A 17,181-nucleotide genomic window follows, 5' to 3' on the forward strand; every position below is an offset into this window, starting at 1 on the left:
TTTTTTCAAAACTGACAAGAAATTCCGAATAAATAAGTGATGAAAGAATTAGAACATTACTATGGAAGACTATTTACCAAATACCAATTGACCCCAGCAGAGCGAGAAAAAGCAGAGAAGCTATTCAGTGTCACAGACAAGAATGCCTGCTTTCGTTGTGGTACAACTTTCGAAGAAGAAAACAAACTGCCCAATGATGCAAACTACTGTCGAGCCTGTTTGCTCCTTGGCAGGGTGCGGTCAGATGAAGAACTCTATCATTTTCCTCAGAAAGACTTCCCTGTAAACTCTTGCTTAACATGGAAGGGGAAATTAACGGATTGGCAGCAAATGATTTCAGATGGATTGGTTGAGAATGTAGGGAAAAGACAGGCTACACTGGTTCATGCTGTAACAGGAGCAGGAAAAACAGAGATGATATATCATACGGTTGCTTCTGTGATTGATAAAGGAGGGGCAGTCTGTCTAGCCAGTCCTCGAATAGACGTCTGTATAGAACTCTATAAGCGCCTGCAAAATGATTTCTCCCTTCCGATTAGTTTGCTACACGGTGAGTCAGAACCCTATTTCCGAACGCCGCTTGTTGTAGCAACCACTCATCAGTTATTAAAATTCTATCAGGCCTTTGATTTGGTCTTGATTGACGAAGTTGATGCCTTTCCCTACGCTGATAATCCCATGCTCTACCGTGCTGCTGACAATGCGGTCAAGGAAGACGGTGTCCAAGTATTTTTGACGGCAACGTCAACAGATGAACTGGACAGAAAAGTCAAAACAGGTAAATTAAAACGACTCAGCCTACCCAGACGATTTCATGGCAATCCACTGGTTGTTCCGCAAAAGGTTTGGTTTTCCAAATTTGATGCCAATCTAAAGAAACAGAAACTAGCCCCCAAACTAGCTAAGGTAATCAAAGATCAGAGAAAAACTGGTTATCCTTTGCTCATATTCGTACCAGAAATTTCCAAGGGTCAGGAGTTTGCCAAGATTATGGAAAAAACATTTCCAGAAGAAACTATTGGCTTTGTATCCAGTCAAACTGAAAATCGACTTAAGATAGTAGAAGGTTTTCGCAATCAAGATATTGCCATCCTCATTTCCACTACCATCTTAGAGCGAGGTGTAACCTTCCCAAAAGTAGATGTTATAGTGGTCCAAGCCAATCATTACCTCTACACATCGTCTAGTCTTGTACAGATTGCTGGTCGTGTAGGTCGAAGTATAGACCGTCCGACAGGCTTGCTCCAATTTTTCCATGAGGGGTCCACCCGCTCTATTGAGAAAGCTATTGTAGAAATCAAACAAATGAACAAGGAGGCTGGCTATGTCTAACTGCTTACTCTGTAATCAAACCATGAAAACCAGACAAACATTTTCTGAGCTTATTTTCTTTGGTAAGTCCCAGCCAGGAGTTTGTAATGACTGTATGGCTACTTTTGAAGAAATAGCAGAGCAACACTGTTCGCATTGTTCTAAAAGTGGAGATGAAGAGATCTGCAAGGATTGTCGCTACTGGTTAAGCCAAGGGAAATCAGTGTCTCACACAGCTATTTTTCAGTATAATGAAGCAATGGCTGATTACTTTAGTCGCTACAAATTTCAAGGTGATTACATTCTCAGGAAAATCTTTACAGAACAAGTCCAAAAAGTTCTAGAACCGTATTCCGAATATACAATCGTTCCCATTCCACTCAGTCAAGAACGTCTAGAAGAACGGGGATTTAATCAAGTGACTGGTATATTGGATGCGGCTAGGATTCCCTATAAAGAATTATTGGGCAAACGAGATGTCAAAAAACAATCATCAAAAAATCGAGAAGAGAGGATAGGAACAGAACAACCCTTTTATCTGGTGGATGAAAAAAGTCTACCAGATAAAATTCTATTAGTCGATGATATTTACACAACAGGGGCTACAATCCAGCTTGCCACAAGGCTTTTCATGAAAACAAGTCAGAAAGAAATCAAAACATTTTCACTCGCACGCTAAGAAAACGGTTGCATTTTTTTAGAAATGTGATATAATAATAGTGAAGAAAGGCGAAAGCCAAGAAAGAGGTACTAATATGATTAAATTCAGTATTCGTGGAGAAAACCTTGAAGTTACAGATGCTCTTCGTACTTATGTAGAAGAGAAAGTAGCAAAGATTGAGAAATACTTCAATGAAAATCAAGAGTTGAATGCTAAGGTCAATCTAAAAGTTTACCGTGATAAGCGTGCTAAAGTTGAAGTGACTATCCCAGTAGGAACTGTCACTCTGCGTGCAGAAGACATTTCACAAGAAATGTACGGCTCCATCGACCTTGTCGTAGATAAAATTGAACGCCAAATTCGTCGCAATAAAACTAAGATTGAAAGAAAACATCGTCAAAAAGTTGCAACAGGTCAAGTCTTTACAGATGAACTTGTAGAGCAAGCAGAAGAAGAAGTAAAAGTTGTTCGCACCAAACAAGTTGACTTGAAGCCCATGGATATGGAAGAAGCTATTCTTCAATTAGAATTGCTAGGACACGACTTCTTCATCTATACTGATGCTAACGACGGTACAACTAACGTCCTTTACAAACGCGAGGACGGAGATTTGGGCCTTCTTGAAGTTCGCCAATAAATGATTTGAACAGCTACACCTGTAGCTGTTTTTCGTTATCAAAAAATATTAAAAAAGAGTTGACAAGAGGAAATGAAGATGATAGAATGATTGAGTTGTCTTTTAGAGAACCTGTTAACCGTTTGAAAAAAAGTTTCAAAAAGTAGTTGACAAGGTCAAATGAAGATGATACAATAATTGAGTTGTCAAATCTGAAGCGACACAACACGAAAAAGAAATAAAAAAAGTTCAAAAAAGTGTTGACAAGCAGTTAAAGAAATGATAAACTAAGATAGTTGTCGCGAGAGCGCGGCGACGAACAAGACCTTTGAAAATTAAAGAAGACGAACCAAACGTGCAGGGTGATTTATCTAAGGATAGATCGTCAATGAACAAAAACAATAAAACGGAAAGCTAGTGATAGCTTGAGTTTGAATCAAAACTTTTTATGAGAGTTTGATCCTGGCTCAGGACGAACGCTGGCGGCGTGCCTAATACATGCAAGTGGAACGCACTTATTTCACCGGAGCTTGCTCCACCGAGATAAGTGAGTCGCGAACGGGTGAGTAACGCGTAGGTAACCTGCCTCATAGCGGGGGATAACTATTGGAAACGATAGCTAATACCGCATAACAGCATTTATCGCATGGTAGATGTTTGAAAGGAGCAACTGCTTCACTATGAGATGGACCTGCGTTGTATTAGCTAGTTGGTGGGGTAACGGCTCACCAAGGCTTCGATACATAGCCGACCTGAGAGGGTGATCGGCCACACTGGGACTGAGACACGGCCCAGACTCCTACGGGAGGCAGCAGTAGGGAATCTTCGGCAATGGGGGCAACCCTGACCGAGCAACGCCGCGTGAGTGAAGAAGGTTTTCGGATCGTAAAGCTCTGTTGTAAGAGAAGAACTGTGAGAAGAGTGGAAAGTTTCTCACTTGACGGTATCTTACCAGAAAGGGACGGCTAACTACGTGCCAGCAGCCGCGGTAATACGTAGGTCCCGAGCGTTGTCCGGATTTATTGGGCGTAAAGCGAGCGCAGGCGGTTTGATAAGTCTGAAGTAAAAGGCTGTGGCTTAACCATAGTACGCTTTGGAAACTGTCAAACTTGAGTGCAGAAGGGGAGAGTGGAATTCCATGTGTAGCGGTGAAATGCGTAGATATATGGAGGAACACCGGTGGCGAAAGCGGCTCTCTGGTCTGTAACTGACGCTGAGGCTCGAAAGCGTGGGGAGCGAACAGGATTAGATACCCTGGTAGTCCACGCCGTAAACGATGAGTGCTAGGTGTTGGGTCCTTTCCGGGACTCAGTGCCGCAGCTAACGCATTAAGCACTCCGCCTGGGGAGTACGACCGCAAGGTTGAAACTCAAAGGAATTGACGGGGGCCCGCACAAGCGGTGGAGCATGTGGTTTAATTCGAAGCAACGCGAAGAACCTTACCAGGTCTTGACATCCCAGTGACCGCCCTAGAGATAGGGTTTCTCTTCGGAGCACTGGTGACAGGTGGTGCATGGTTGTCGTCAGCTCGTGTCGTGAGATGTTGGGTTAAGTCCCGCAACGAGCGCAACCCCTATTGTTAGTTGCCATCATTCAGTTGGGCACTCTAGCGAGACTGCCGGTAATAAACCGGAGGAAGGTGGGGATGACGTCAAATCATCATGCCCCTTATGACCTGGGCTACACACGTGCTACAATGGCTGGTACAACGAGTCGCAAGTCGGTGACGACAAGCTAATCTCTTAAAGCCAGTCTCAGTTCGGATTGTAGGCTGCAACTCGCCTACATGAAGTCGGAATCGCTAGTAATCGCGGATCAGCACGCCGCGGTGAATACGTTCCCGGGCCTTGTACACACCGCCCGTCACACCACGAGAGTTTGTAACACCCGAAGTCGGTGAGGTAACCTTTTAGGAGCCAGCCGCCTAAGGTGGGATAGATGATTGGGGTGAAGTCGTAACAAGGTAGCCGTATCGGAAGGTGCGGCTGGATCACCTCCTTTCTAAGGAAACGGAACCTGTACGTTAATCTTCTTTAATTTTGAGAGGTCTTGTGGGGCCTTAGCTCAGCTGGGAGAGCGCCTGCTTTGCACGCAGGAGGTCAGCGGTTCGATCCCGCTAGGCTCCATTAACAACGGAAGTTGTTAAGGAATTGTCCATTGAAAATTGAATATCTATCAAACATTCCTGATGTATCTGCAAGGATACATTAAGAAATAGTAACAAGAAAATAAACCGAAAACGCTGTGAATATTTAATGAGTTTTCTAATTTTTGAAAAAATTAGGTTAATAAGGTTAAGTTAATAAGGGCGCACGGTGGATGCCTTGGCACTAGAAGCCGATGAAGGACGTGACTAACGACGAAATGCCTTGGGGAGCTGTAAGTAAGCAATGATCCAGGGGTGTCCGAATGGGGGAACCCGGCAGGTAATGCCTGTCACTCACTACTGTTAAGGTAGTGTAGAGGAAGACGCAGTGAACTGAAACATCTAAGTAGCTGCAGGAAGAGAAAGCAAAAGCGATTGCCTTAGTAGCGGCGAGCGAAACGGCAGGAGGGCAAACCGAAGAGTTTACTCTTCGGGGTTGTAGGACTGCAATGTGGACTTAAAGAGTATAGAAGAACTACCTGGGAAGGTAGGCCAAAGAGAGTAATAGCCTCGTATTTGAAATAGTCTTTATACCTAGCAGTATCCTGAGTACGGCGAGACACGCGAAATCTCGTCGGAATCCGGGAGGACCATCTCCCAACCCTAAATACTCTCTAGTGACCGATAGTGAACCAGTACCGTGAGGGAAAGGTGAAAAGTACCCCGGAAGGGGAGTGAAATAGAACCTGAAACCGTGTGCCTACAACAAGTTCGAGCCCGTTAATGGGTGAGAGCGTGCCTTTTGTAGAATGAACCGGCGAGTTACGTTATGATGCGAGGTTAAGTTGAAGAGACGGAGCCGTAGGGAAACCGAGTCTGAATAGGGCGCATTAGTATCATGACGTAGACCCGAAACCATGTGACCTACCCATGAGCAGGTTGAAGGTGCGGTAAGACGCACTGGAGGACCGAACCAGGGCACGTTGAAAAGTGCTTGGATGACTTGTGGGTAGCGGAGAAATTCCAAACGAACTTGGAGATAGCTGGTTCTCTCCGAAATAGCTTTAGGGCTAGCGTCGACATTAAGAATCTTGGAGGTAGAGCACTGTTTGGATGAGGGGGCCATCTCGGTTTACTGATTTCAGATAAACTCCGAATGCCAAAGATTTATGGTCGGCAGTCAGACTGCGAGTGCTAAGATCCGTAGTCGAAAGGGAAACAGCCCAGACCACCAGCTAAGGTCCCAAAATAATTGTTAAGTGGAAAAGGATGTGGGGTTGCACAGACAACTAGGATGTTAGCTTAGAAGCAGCTATTCATTCAAAGAGTGCGTAATAGCTCACTAGTCGAGTGACCCTGCGCCGAAAATGTACCGGGGCTAAAACAATTTACCGAAGCTGTGGATAACACTTAGGTGTTATGGTAGGAGAGCGTTCTATGTGTGAAGAAGGTATACCGTGAGGAGTGCTGGAACGCATAGAAGTGAGAATGCCGGTATGAGTAGCGAAAGATGGGTGAGAATCCCATCCACCGTAAGACTAAGGTTTCCAGGGGAAGGCTCGTCCGCCCTGGGTTAGTCGGGACCTAAGGAGAGACCGAAAGGTGTATCCGATGGACAACAGGTTGATATTCCTGTACTAGAGTATGAAGTGATGGAGGGACGCAGTAGGCTAACTAAAGCGGGCGATTGGAAGTGCCCGTCTAAGCAGTGAGGTGTGATATGAGTCAAATGCTTGTATCTGTAACATTGAGCTGTGATGGGGAGCGAAGTTTAGTAGCGAAGTTAGTGACGTCACACTGCCGAGAAAATCTTCTAGCGATGTATCATACTCTACCCGTACCGCAAACCGACACAGGTAGTCGAGGCGAGTAGCCTCAGGTGAGCGAGAGAACTCTCGTTAAGGAACTCGGCAAAATGACCCCGTAACTTCGGGAGAAGGGGTGCTGACTTTAAGTCAGCCGCAGTGAATAGGCCCAAGCAACTGTTTATCAAAAACACAGCTCTCTGCTAAATCGTAAGATGATGTATAGGGGGTGACGCCTGCCCGGTGCTGGAAGGTTAAGAGGAGGGTTTAGCGCAAGCGAAGATCTGAATTGAAGCCCCAGTAAACGGCGGCCGTAACTATAACGGTCCTAAGGTAGCGAAATTCCTTGTCGGGTAAGTTCCGACCCGCACGAAAGGCGTAATGATTTGGGCACTGTCTCAACGAGAGACTCGGTGAAATTTTAGTACCTGTGAAGATGCAGGTTACCCGCGACAGGACGGAAAGACCCCATGGAGCTTTACTGCAGTTTGATATTGAGTATCTGTACCACATGTACAGGATAGGTAGGAGCCTAAGAAGTCGGGACGCCAGTTTCGACAGAGGCGCTGTTGGGATACTACCCTTGTGTTATGGCTACTCTAACCCGGTAGGTTTATCATCTACGGAGACAGTGTCTGACGGGCAGTTTGACTGGGGCGGTCGCCTCCTAAAAGGTAACGGAGGCGCCCAAAGGTTCCCTCAGAATGGTTGGAAATCATTCGCAGAGTGTAAAGGTATAAGGGAGCTTGACTGCGAGAGCTACAACTCGAGCAGGGACGAAAGTCGGGCTTAGTGATCCGGTGGTTCCGTATGGAAGGGCCATCGCTCAACGGATAAAAGCTACCCTGGGGATAACAGGCTTATCTCCCCCAAGAGTTCACATCGACGGGGAGGTTTGGCACCTCGATGTCGGCTCGTCGCATCCTGGGGCTGTAGTCGGTCCCAAGGGTTGGGCTGTTCGCCCATTAAAGCGGCACGCGAGCTGGGTTCAGAACGTCGTGAGACAGTTCGGTCCCTATCCGTCGCGGGCGTAGGAAATTTGAGAGGATCTGCTCCTAGTACGAGAGGACCAGAGTGGACTTACCGCTGGTGTACCAGTTGTCTTGCCAAAGGCATCGCTGGGTAGCTATGTAGGGACGGGATAAACGCTGAAAGCATCTAAGTGTGAAACCCACCTCAAGATGAGATTTCCCATAACTTTATGTTAGTAAGAGCCCTGAGAGATGATCAGGTAGATAGGTTGGAAGTGGAAGTGTGGCGACACATGTAGCGGACCAATACTAATCGCTCGAGGACTTATCCTAGATAAGCAAAATTCAACGAAGTCAATATTGACAAGCGTTCGGTTTCTTGTTAGAATATAGATATTCAATTTTGAGTTGACAAGACTCAGTAGTTAAGTGACGATAGCCTAGGAGATACACCTGTACCCATGCCGAACACAGCAGTTAAGCCCTAGAACGCCTGAAGTAGTTGGGGGTTGCCCCCTGTGAGATACGGTAGTCGCTTAGCGAATAGGGAGTTTAGCTCAGCTGGGAGAGCATCTGCCTTACAAGCAGAGGGTCAGCGGTTCGATCCCGTTAACTCCCATAGGTCCCGTAGTGTAGCGGTTATCACGTCGCCCTGTCACGGCGAAGATCGCGGGTTCGATTCCCGTCGGGACCGTTCAAATAGTCTGGGAGACTATTTGAAGTTGGAAATAGAGCAAACAGAGTTTGCGTCATATTTACGACTCGTTAGCTCAGTTGGTAGAGCAATTGACTTTTAATCAATGGGTCGCTGGTTCGAGCCCAGCACGAGTCATATGCGGGTTTGGCGGAATTGGCAGACGCACCAGATTTAGGATCTGGCGCTTTCGGGCGTGGGGGTTCAAGTCCCTTAACCCGCATAAGGAAATACTAATAAGCCGGCTTAGCTCAGTTGGTAGAGCATCTGATTTGTAATCAGAGGGTCGCGTGTTCAAGTCATGTAGCCGGCATTTGAAGAGATTGCGAACGTAGTTCAGTGGTAGAACACCACCTTGCCAAGGTGGGGGTCGCGGGTTCGAATCCCGTCGTTCGCTTTGAGAGGCCGGGGTGGCGGAACTGGCAGACGCACAGGACTTAAAATCCTGCGATGGCAACATCGTACCGGTTCGATTCCGGTCCTCGGCATGGACTTTATAGAAGCACCCTTAGCTCAACTGGATAGAGTACCTGACTACGAATCAGGCGGTTAGAGGTTCGAATCCTCTAGGGTGCATGACTCGCTTAATGATGTCATTAGGGGAGCTTTATTTTTAATAACAGCGGGAAGTAGCTCAGCTTGGTAGAGTACTTGGTTTGGGACCAAGGTGTCGCAGGTTCGAATCCTGTCTTCCCGATTGAAAGAGGTTAAGAGGATAATTGTTTTCCTCTTTTTTTGAGCACGCTAACTAGTGTCTTACAGGGCCAATATTTTTTTCAGGCTAAGGCCAGTTTCTTTGATTTATTAACATAACAGACAATTATGATAATCTGATAAGGATGAGAAAACATGAAAAAATCAATATGGAACGCCTCTTTAGAAAAGAGCATGGGGTTGGTAACGGATCATTACATTCAGACTTCAATGGAGGACATAGAGAAAAATGGTTATGGAAAGAAAATCTTGGGATTTTTGACTGTTAATCTCTTCATGTATTTAATAACATTTATAGGTAGATATGTTGATTCACAAATCATATTAACTCTATTTAAAAGTACGGAGGTATTAGTAAGTATTCCCTTCTTTCTAGGGGTACTTGTTACACTTTTGTATTTCATTTCCTTGAAAAAAATCCATCAAAAACGAGTCTTGTCTTACTATTATTTTAATAAGTATATGTTTTTGCTTACATTTCTATTCTATTGCCAAATAGAAATATTACTAGTTATTTTTTCTACAATGATACTTGGTGAGTTCTTGTCAATATTCATCTATTCGGTGGTTTTCATGATTGCCCTTCTTGAGAGATATCAATGGTTTAGTAAGACTTCGTACAATAGTTTGTATGGTAATGTAGATTTCAGTAACCCACTAGAAAGATATGTGGAGCTTTTTGTTGCTCATTCTAGAAAATTTGGTTGGCTCGTTCTTACTCCAGTTTTTCTGTATAGGATATTTTTTTCCGGCGGAGAAAATTTGTATAGAAATGATTTAATAAGAACGGTTAGCATCCTTTCGTTTCCTATTATTGGATTGGTTGGTTTATATTTTGTTATCGCACTTGGTGCAAGTCAGATAAAAGGCTATTATATCAGTAAATATATGGAAGACTATCGTATTCTCTCAGGATATAGCATTGAAGACTGGTATGGTAAAAAGTCTAAGCGATATAAGGAAAGTTTGGGAAAGTAGGTTTTGTTTAGATCGTCTTAATTTACTTTGGGTTTATGGCTAAGCAATGTATTTCAAAATCCCAAGTTGCATAATTTTTTTGATGCTTAAGTTATTAACTTGTAAACCCAGACAAGATCACCTTGTCTGGATTTTTGGTATAATAGAAAAGTATGATGAACTGATAAGATGGGTAAACATTAAAAAACAGTATGGAACGCCTCTTTTGAAGAGAGCAAGGGAATGGTAATGGCAATCGTTGCTCAAAGACTATATGATCAAAGTATTGTACAACATAAAATGACAAGTCGTGAGGAGACTTTGAAAGTAGATGAAGTGTATCTATATCATGACCAAGACTATCAAAAAGTAAAAATTAGTAAGCAGGTGGCGGAGTAATGAATCGAATAAAAAAACTAATGATGTGCATTTTAGGAGTTGTTACGATAATGGGATTGACAGGTTGTAGTAAAGAAGTAAAGATTAGAACAGAGTTGGCACCGATGTATGAGGTGTTGGACCAGCAATCTATAGAGAATTTTGATATTCTTTCGATTGAAGACAGTTTGACTATATATGGTATGGAGAGTGTCAAGGCATTTAAGACTGACTTGGCTATTAGCTCAGATGGACAATTTGAAGGAATGAGTTATGATTTGTCAGTTTCTGAAACGGAGGGCTATCCAACGTCTTATATAGGGGGAGAATTGAAAATAAATACGACTAGTGAAGTGTTATCCGATAGAAAACTGATGTTTGAAGAATTTCATTTTTCAGAAGACTATTTTAATAATCTAGAGCTAGTGAAGGTACTGGACCATCCCAATACTTATATGAAGGATATGAGTTACCAAGAGAAGACTCCTTCGGAATACACAAAGAAACTAATAGAAACTTATGGATTAACTGATCCAACAGTTGCTAAAATCGAAGTAAGCAAAAGAAGGCATGATGAAAAAACATTTTCCTATATATTATTCTATTCATTGTATGATAGGTCTGATGTCAAGATAAATTGTTTCTTCTCCTTTGTTATGGAGGATAAAGCAGATGAGTAAGGTTGATATTAATCGTCGGGTGGAGGTCTCTGCGGAAATTGCAGATAGTGTTTAAAAATTTGAAGAGGCTGGGTAAAAAGGCTAGCACCGCTTCTCAAAGTTAGTGTCAACATCTCAGCGCAGTGGTTGATTGGCAGATTTGTTCGTGCTTTACACTCCAAATCTGACCTAATCAACTGTGCGGGGGTGGGAAGACGAACTCTTCTAGGAATGGTCGAGTTCTTTCCCACTCCCTCATTGGCTAATTAGGAAAATCTGTAAGTATGAACATAGAATCAATTAAATCAGTAGGAGATAGTATTTCTAACTTCTTTGAGGGAGGAACCAAGACAGTTTCGTCTTGGTTTGGGTGAGAATGATGGAAGACAAATATAAAAATATTATTGAAGATGCTCAAGAGTTAAGTAGGAAATGGAATGTTTTAGTTTTAATTTTTGGTTTTCCAGCTCTTATCGGTTTTCTTCTATTTGGTGGCTTCTTTGTATCAACTTTTGGTAAATCTGTTAGTCTGAGCGGAGAGCTCAACTCAGTATCAGTCACTGGTCTAGAGTATCTTATAGGTCTTCCTAACGTGTTCTGGGGTTGGCTTTTCGTGTTTTCTTGGTTTTTGTATAGTATTGCTTATAGAATGATGCATAGAAATATCATTAAAGCTTACTTACTAAATCAAATCATTTTACTGATGATGGTTATTCCCATTTATTATTCTATATTTTATGGAATCCAATTTTTTGTCCCGTTCTTATTGGTTAGAGTGCTAAATTGGTTGATGTTTGTAGCTTCGTTAGTCTATGTTTTCTGGCATTATGTTTCAAAAACCGTTCAAAGCCTACCTATTTCTTCTCGCATTACATCAAAGCAATTATCAACTGTTCTTTTAGTATTATGGGGAATTAGTGCGTTATCCAGTCTTATACATGATGGCTTTCAAAATATACTGGCTAGCGTTTTGCTTGCAGCAATGCCGATTTTTCCACCTCTCATTGTTATTGTATTTACGCTTACCTTTAGAGGGATATTGTCCACTTTGCTTGCCTTGAATGTACTTAATGCAGATCAAGAAAAGTATCGAAAAGAATTTGGTTATTCAGTAGAAGACTGGTATGGTAAAAAGTCCCAGCGTTATAAGGAAAGTTTGGGGAAGTAATGAATACAGGTATGGAAACAATGAAATTGGAAAAATTGAACGTAAGTTCTGATTGGACAGATTGTTTAATTGCATAGTAAAATATACCTACTAATTATTATTGACGATATTGACTGATTCAGCTGGTACCGATGATAACCAAAAAGGAAATATAGAATAGTATATCGTTTTGCTCAGCTTTGCAACTCAAAAATGAGCGTTACTGCTCTTTATCTCATTTAAATATCATTTTATGAAAAAATTAGGCAAAAATACTTGATTTTCAGCCTTTTTTAAGCTACAATAGAAACACGATTTCATTGATTTAACTCAAACCTGTTGTGAGTTAAGTGAATGAATCATCATTCACCATGCTGTTTGCTGAGCTTGACTCCGGGCAGTGTGGCTATTTTTTTGTCCGAATAGTTGAATATCTAGTTTGAGGAAATGATAAATGAATATTGAAGATTTGCATTATACAGAAGAAACTGCCAAAAACCACATTGTCTTGTTTGAACCACAAATTCCCCAGAATACAGGGAATATAGCTCGAACTTGTGCCGCGACCAATAGCCCCCTCCATATCATCAAACCCATGGGCTTTCCCATTGATGACCGCAAGATGAAGCGTGCGGGCTTGGACTACTGGGATAAGTTAGATGTTCGTTTCTATGAAAGTCTGACAGAATTTATGGACTATGCAAGTCAGCATGGAAAAGTTCATTTGGTGTCAAAATTTGCGGATAAAATTTATTCGGAAGAAAGTTATCAGGACGGTATCCACTTTTTCCTCTTTGGTCGTGAAGATAAGGGATTACCGGAAGAATTTATGCGAATTCATCCTGAAAAAGCCATTCGCATTCCCATGAATGATGAGCATGTCCGTAGTCTTAATGTATCCAATACAGTTTGCATGATTGTCTATGAAGCTCTTCGCCAGCAGGATTTTGCAGGCTTGGATTTGGTACATACCTATGAAGAGGATAAGCTAAAATAAAGAATATCACTAACTGGAACTAAGCTCTTGCACTTGCAGGGCTTTTTTGGTATCATGAAATAGTCTTCAGGGCAGGGTGTAATTCCCGACCGGCAGTGATTTTTTGATTCTTGCTTTTCTTTTTCTCTCATTCGTCGTTGACCAGGCTTGCCTAGCTCCAGTTATGCCTTCGCCTTGTCGCCTAGACTGATAGAAAAATCTTAAGCAACACTCAAAAAAAGTGTTTTTGTTTCATTTTAGGGCTAGGCAAGGAGATGCAGACTATACTAAGGTATGTCAAGCAGACTTAACGAAGCCATAAAATAGAAAGAAAGACACGTACAGTCTGCGAGCGAAAGCTGATGTGGTGCAATTCCACAACCGACAGTATAGTCTGGATGGGAGAAGACGAAGTGTAGTTCTTTTGACCTGCCTTCCAAGCTTCTTCAATTTTCAAAATTGGAGGAACCTTTATGACAAACACACGAAAAACGACGATTATCGCCATTCTTTCAGCACTTTCATTTCTACTCATGTATTTGAAATTTCCTTTAATTCCAACGGCAAATTTCTTAGAAGTGGATTTTTCATTGGTACCAATCTTATTTGGTCTTCTACTACTAGATATCCAGTCTAGTTTTGCCATTTTGTTTATCAGGACCTTGCTAAAGTTGCTTTTAAACAACCAAGGAGTATCAACAGTTATTGGCTTACCAATGAATATTGCGGCTATGTCAATTTTTATCTTGGCAGTGGCTTATTTCTGGAAAAATGATCAGACTGTGAAAAATTACCTAAAAACAGCAGTCGTAGCAACACTTGGTTCAACCCTTGCCATGCTTGTCTTGAACTATGTCTATGCAGTGCCACTGTACGCGGCCTTTGCAAATTTTGATATCAAGGAAATCTTAGGATTGACCAATTACCTACTCTTTATGGTCTTGCCATTTAATCTCTTGCAAGGAGTGGTCCTTTCCATTATTTTCTATATTTGCTACAAGGCAGCTCAACCTATTTTAAAGAAAGTTTAACTTTTTTAAAGTAAACTATATCTATGAAAAATAAACAAATCCATTTACGAAACGCGTCTTTCTTTGCTCTGGCCTTTGTATTTTTAGGCTATGTAGCCAAGTTTTACCCAAGTAGCTTAACTGGTTTTGACTCAGCTATCCAATCCGCCATTCGCGGAAATCTTCCTAGTGGAGCGACCCAGTTTTGGACTTCTATTACTGTCATAGGGAATACCGTTATTATTTTAGCGATTACCCTTATCTTGTCTGCTATCTTCTATTATTACAAAAGGTGGAAGATAGAATCCTTTTTCCTACTTGCTAGTTTTGCGGCTATGGGGGTAGCATCTACAGCCCTGAAATATGTCTACCAACGTCCGCGGCCTAGCATTGAATGGTTAATTGATACCATTGGCTATTCATTCCCAAGCTGGCATACTGCCTCAACCATGATGATTGCAGTAGCAGTAGTGATCGTTATCCAGCAACGGATGAAGCAGGGCTTGGCCAAGCATGTCCTACAAGCTGGCTTAATCGTTCTAGCCATGTTAGTTGCCATCTCTCGTATCTATATAGGTGTCCATTATCCGACGGATATTATTGGAGGTTGGCTTTTAGCTCTTACTCTCTTGCAGGTTATGTATCCTTTTTATGACCAGAAACGCTTTGAATGGCGTTTTCAGAGTAAACAGAAATAGTTGTATTTTGTGTCCCCTATCCGATGGATGGGGGATTTTTGCTCTATTGGCCTTTATTCTGTGAAGTGGTGTAGGAAAAGTCTAGCATGGTTTGTATAGTGCCTTAAAGTCAAAGATATTGATTAGAGTATTAGATTATCTCGACCAATAAAAAATTCTCCTGTAATCTAAAGTTACAGAAGAATTTTTTATTTTAGTTTTTAATGGGTCCATTTTCTACAGCTTTGATAGCTTGACTGACAGTTTGGGCAAAAATTTCTGCACCGTTATTATCGATGTTGAAATGAACCAAGTCGGAGTTATACCAAATGGGTGGATTGTCCAGAGAGGCCTGGTACCAATCTGCAATTGAAATGTAGTCGTATTTCTCAGCCAACTCTTTTTCGTACTGTCCAGTTTGGTAGGCAATTGAATTACTTGGACTAAAGTTACCATCGTAGGGTGTTACGAAAATGAGACGACGTCCTTTAGGAAAGTCCTTGACTAATTTGTCCAAAATCTCTTGGTATTGATCACTAGTATTGGTACCGAGAGCAACGATAACTGTTTCTTTCAAGCTGTTATTTTGTTGGTAGAGCTTAATCAAACTTTCAATTTCTGAGAGGTTTCGACTGACAGTTCCATCAATTTGGATACCTGGAATGGCTTCTTGAAGTGCTGTACTTGCTCGGACTGTAACAGAATCTCCAAACATGGTCACGCCTTTTTGAATATCAAAGCTAGATACTTTGGAATTTTCAGCTGCTGATCGAGTAGTTGAAAGCTGAGTCTGTGCCTGATAGAGGCTGCTAATCATATTTTCTTGGTCAAAAGTTCCTAGCTTGGGAGCCAAGATGCAGATTGCTAAGCCTAATACTGTAAGGAAACCAAAACTTCCGACTACCCATTTTTTGTAGGGTTGCAGGTCAATTGATAGTCCAAACAGATTTCCAACCTTTCCTGCAATGAATGGTTCTAGAATATAGGTCGAAATGGTTGACAGGATGATAGAGAAAATAAAGGACAGGATAGCAGCAGTTGTCATGTTACTTAGCTGATTAAAGACAATCAATAGCGGCCAGTGAAAGAGGTAAATACCATAGGAAATAACTGCCAAGAATTGAATAAAGCTAGGTTCTTTTATATTCTCAGTTTTTTCATGTAGGACTCTCGCTGCAAAAATCATTGTGACAGTTGCTAGGCTAGACAAGAGGAAACCAATAAGATAGGTCCAAATGGAACTAAATTGGAGAGTGAATAGCAGGATAAGTTCAACTGCCAATCCTCCTGCAAATAATCCGACTACCTTAATCAAACTAAGTGATTGAATGGTTTTCTGGAATGCTGCAGTAGTATTTCCAATACCAGAAATAGTAGCTAATATGCCTCCTAGGAAGAAGGGGAAGGTGTGGGTAAAGGTTGAATAATAGATAGAAGAGAAGTTATCCACGAAGAAACTGGAGACAAACATTCCAAGGAAGGTCAGGACAAAGAGGACAAGGGATGTCAAGAAAATAGAGCCTCGGAGTTGTCCAACACTTTTTGAAATTCGAGCTAATAACCAGACTAGACCTGCCCAGATAATGTAATATTGGACCTCAATCGCTAGTGTCCAAGTATGGACAAATAGATGGGGCGAGAATTGATTTTCATAGCTACCGCCGGATAATATTTCAAAGAAATTGGTCATAAAACCAAGGGCAGCTGTAACTTGACTTCCAATATTAGCCAGGAAATCATTCCGAATGAAGAGGGCTAGGGGAAGAACTAGCAGAATGGTTAAAACCAAAGGTGGTAGAATCCGATAGAGTCTTCTTCGGAAAAAGGAGATGAGATCAATTTTTTTATGTTTTGAAAACTCATCAATCAAAAGTGCTGTCGTCAGGTAGCCAGATAGGGTGAAGAAAAGGTCCACTCCAACAAATCCACCAGGAAAAATCTTGATGAAGAAATGGTAGAGGAGAACAAAGACCAAGCCGATGACACGAATTGTAGATAACCATTTAATTTTCATTTTGATAAATCCCCTGTTTAAATCTTCCTTCGTAGATGGCCTGTCCTTCCGTTGTTAGTTTGCCTTTGCCATCGGCGTAACCATTTTTAAATTCTCCAGTATAAACCCAGCCACTAGCTGATGTATAGGTTCCTTGACCGTGAAAAATGCCATTTTTAAACTGGCCTTGGTAGCTGTCACCATTTTCAAAGGTCAGTTTGCCCTGTCCATTCATCTTAGAAGCGACCACATAGCCATTGTATTGCAATTTTCCATTGTCTAAGGTCAAGGTCTGCTTGTTCCCTATCCTCCCTGTAAAGACAGACAAGGCACAAATCAAAATAATCAAAAGTGATAAAGCTTCTAACTTTCTGCGTGTGACGAAATGAGAAACGTCTTCTATTGAGAAACGTTTGTTTCTTAACTCTTTCATAGATAAACCCTTTCAGTAAGATGCGTCGAATTGTTTACGCCTCATTCTAGCATAGAACAAAAGCGTATCAATCTAGTCAGAAATAGTTTACCA

The 17,181-nt window shown here is 41.9% G+C and carries 12 protein-coding genes, 10 tRNA genes and 3 rRNA genes; 23 read left to right on the forward strand and 2 right to left on the reverse strand.

The genetic code is table 11. From position 1 onward, the window contains the following. Nucleotides 1-39: 39 nt before the first annotated feature. From PW220_RS02270 to PW220_RS02380, 23 genes are all read left to right on the forward strand, one after another. Nucleotides 40-1,332 carry an ATP-dependent helicase ComFA gene (locus PW220_RS02270; RefSeq protein ID WP_248055881.1) on the forward strand — a complete coding sequence of 431 codons (1,293 nt, stop codon included), beginning with the start codon at nt 40-42 and terminating at the stop codon, nt 1,330-1,332. Beyond that, a complete protein-coding gene (locus PW220_RS02275) occupies nt 1,325-1,990 on the forward strand; it encodes a ComF family protein (protein ID WP_248055880.1) in 666 nt (221 codons plus the stop codon). Before PW220_RS02270 ends, PW220_RS02275 begins: the two co-directional genes overlap by 8 nt. 76 nt (nt 1,991-2,066) lie before the next feature. Beyond that, a complete protein-coding gene (gene hpf, locus PW220_RS02280) occupies nt 2,067-2,609 on the forward strand; it encodes a ribosome hibernation-promoting factor, HPF/YfiA family (protein ID WP_105117239.1) in 543 nt (180 codons plus the stop codon). Nucleotides 2,610-3,032: 423 nt separating this feature from the next. Next, a 16S ribosomal RNA gene (locus PW220_RS02285) occupies nt 3,033-4,589 on the forward strand. A gap of 52 nt (nt 4,590-4,641) precedes the next feature. Next, nucleotides 4,642-4,714, forward strand: a tRNA-Ala gene (locus PW220_RS02290). 166 nt (nt 4,715-4,880) lie between these two features. Continuing rightward, nucleotides 4,881-7,783 (forward strand): 23S ribosomal RNA (locus PW220_RS02295). A gap of 92 nt (nt 7,784-7,875) precedes the next feature. Beyond that, nucleotides 7,876-7,991 (forward strand): 5S ribosomal RNA (gene rrf / locus PW220_RS02300). Together the 16S, 23S and 5S rRNA genes with 10 tRNA genes alongside form the textbook arrangement of a ribosomal RNA operon. Nucleotides 7,992-7,996: 5 nt before the next feature. Next, nucleotides 7,997-8,069 (forward strand) — tRNA-Val (locus PW220_RS02305). Nucleotides 8,070-8,071: 2 nt separating this feature from the next. Further along, a tRNA-Asp gene (locus tag PW220_RS02310) sits at nt 8,072-8,144 on the forward strand. A 65-nt stretch (nt 8,145-8,209) separates the two neighbouring features. After that, nucleotides 8,210-8,282 (forward strand) — tRNA-Lys (locus PW220_RS02315). A gap of 3 nt (nt 8,283-8,285) precedes the next feature. Continuing rightward, nucleotides 8,286-8,367: transfer RNA gene (locus PW220_RS02320), tRNA-Leu, on the forward strand. 17 nt (nt 8,368-8,384) lie between these two features. Continuing rightward, nucleotides 8,385-8,457 (forward strand) — tRNA-Thr (locus PW220_RS02325). A 12-nt stretch (nt 8,458-8,469) separates the two neighbouring features. After that, nucleotides 8,470-8,541 (forward strand) — tRNA-Gly (locus PW220_RS02330). A gap of 7 nt (nt 8,542-8,548) precedes the next feature. Next, nucleotides 8,549-8,632: transfer RNA gene (locus PW220_RS02335), tRNA-Leu, on the forward strand. A 14-nt stretch (nt 8,633-8,646) separates the two neighbouring features. Further along, a tRNA-Arg gene (locus PW220_RS02340) sits at nt 8,647-8,720 on the forward strand. 47 nt (nt 8,721-8,767) lie between these two features. Next, nucleotides 8,768-8,841, forward strand: a tRNA-Pro gene (locus PW220_RS02345). A gap of 152 nt (nt 8,842-8,993) precedes the next feature. After that, a complete protein-coding gene (locus tag PW220_RS02350) occupies nt 8,994-9,836 on the forward strand; it encodes a hypothetical protein (RefSeq protein WP_248055994.1) in 843 nt (280 codons plus the stop codon). A 228-nt stretch (nt 9,837-10,064) separates the two neighbouring features. Continuing rightward, the gene (locus tag PW220_RS02355; protein WP_248049362.1) at nt 10,065-10,214 is read left to right on the forward strand and encodes a hypothetical protein; all 150 of its coding nucleotides are present in this window, start codon (nt 10,065-10,067) and stop codon (nt 10,212-10,214) included. Further along, entirely contained in the window at nt 10,214-10,873 is a 660-nt protein-coding gene (locus PW220_RS02360; RefSeq protein WP_248055993.1) for a hypothetical protein, read from the forward strand. Before PW220_RS02355 ends, PW220_RS02360 begins: the two co-directional genes overlap by 1 nt. A 358-nt stretch (nt 10,874-11,231) precedes the next feature. Further along, nucleotides 11,232-12,020 carry a hypothetical protein gene (locus PW220_RS02365; protein WP_248055992.1) on the forward strand — a complete coding sequence of 263 codons (789 nt, stop codon included), beginning with the start codon at nt 11,232-11,234 and terminating at the stop codon, nt 12,018-12,020. Nucleotides 12,021-12,453: 433 nt separating this feature from the next. Beyond that, nucleotides 12,454-12,996, forward strand: coding sequence for a tRNA (cytidine(34)-2'-O)-methyltransferase (locus PW220_RS02370; RefSeq protein ID WP_172050705.1), 543 nt, complete (start codon nt 12,454-12,456; stop codon nt 12,994-12,996). Between the two features lie 452 nt (nt 12,997-13,448). Continuing rightward, the gene (locus PW220_RS02375) at nt 13,449-14,006 is read left to right on the forward strand and encodes an ECF transporter S component (protein ID WP_248055991.1); all 558 of its coding nucleotides are present in this window, start codon (nt 13,449-13,451) and stop codon (nt 14,004-14,006) included. Nucleotides 14,007-14,029: 23 nt separating this feature from the next. Next, entirely contained in the window at nt 14,030-14,683 is a 654-nt protein-coding gene (locus PW220_RS02380) for a phosphatase PAP2 family protein (protein WP_248055990.1), read from the forward strand. Between the two features lie 193 nt (nt 14,684-14,876). Here the strand turns inward: PW220_RS02380 and PW220_RS02385 are convergent, their stop codons facing one another. Continuing rightward, complete coding sequence (locus tag PW220_RS02385) at nt 14,877-16,676, reverse strand: acyltransferase family protein (protein ID WP_248055989.1); 1,800 nt, start codon at nt 16,674-16,676, stop codon at nt 14,877-14,879. After that, on the reverse strand, nt 16,666-17,088 hold the full coding sequence (locus tag PW220_RS02390; protein WP_248055988.1) for an MORN repeat-containing protein: 423 nt from the start codon (nt 17,086-17,088) through the stop codon (nt 16,666-16,668). The genes PW220_RS02385 and PW220_RS02390 overlap by 11 nt, the downstream gene beginning before the upstream one ends. Nucleotides 17,089-17,181: the final 93 nt, after the last annotated feature.

Source organism: Streptococcus sp. 29892, assembly GCF_032594935.1.
Lineage (GTDB): Bacteria > Bacillota > Bacilli > Lactobacillales > Streptococcaceae > Streptococcus > Streptococcus hyiners.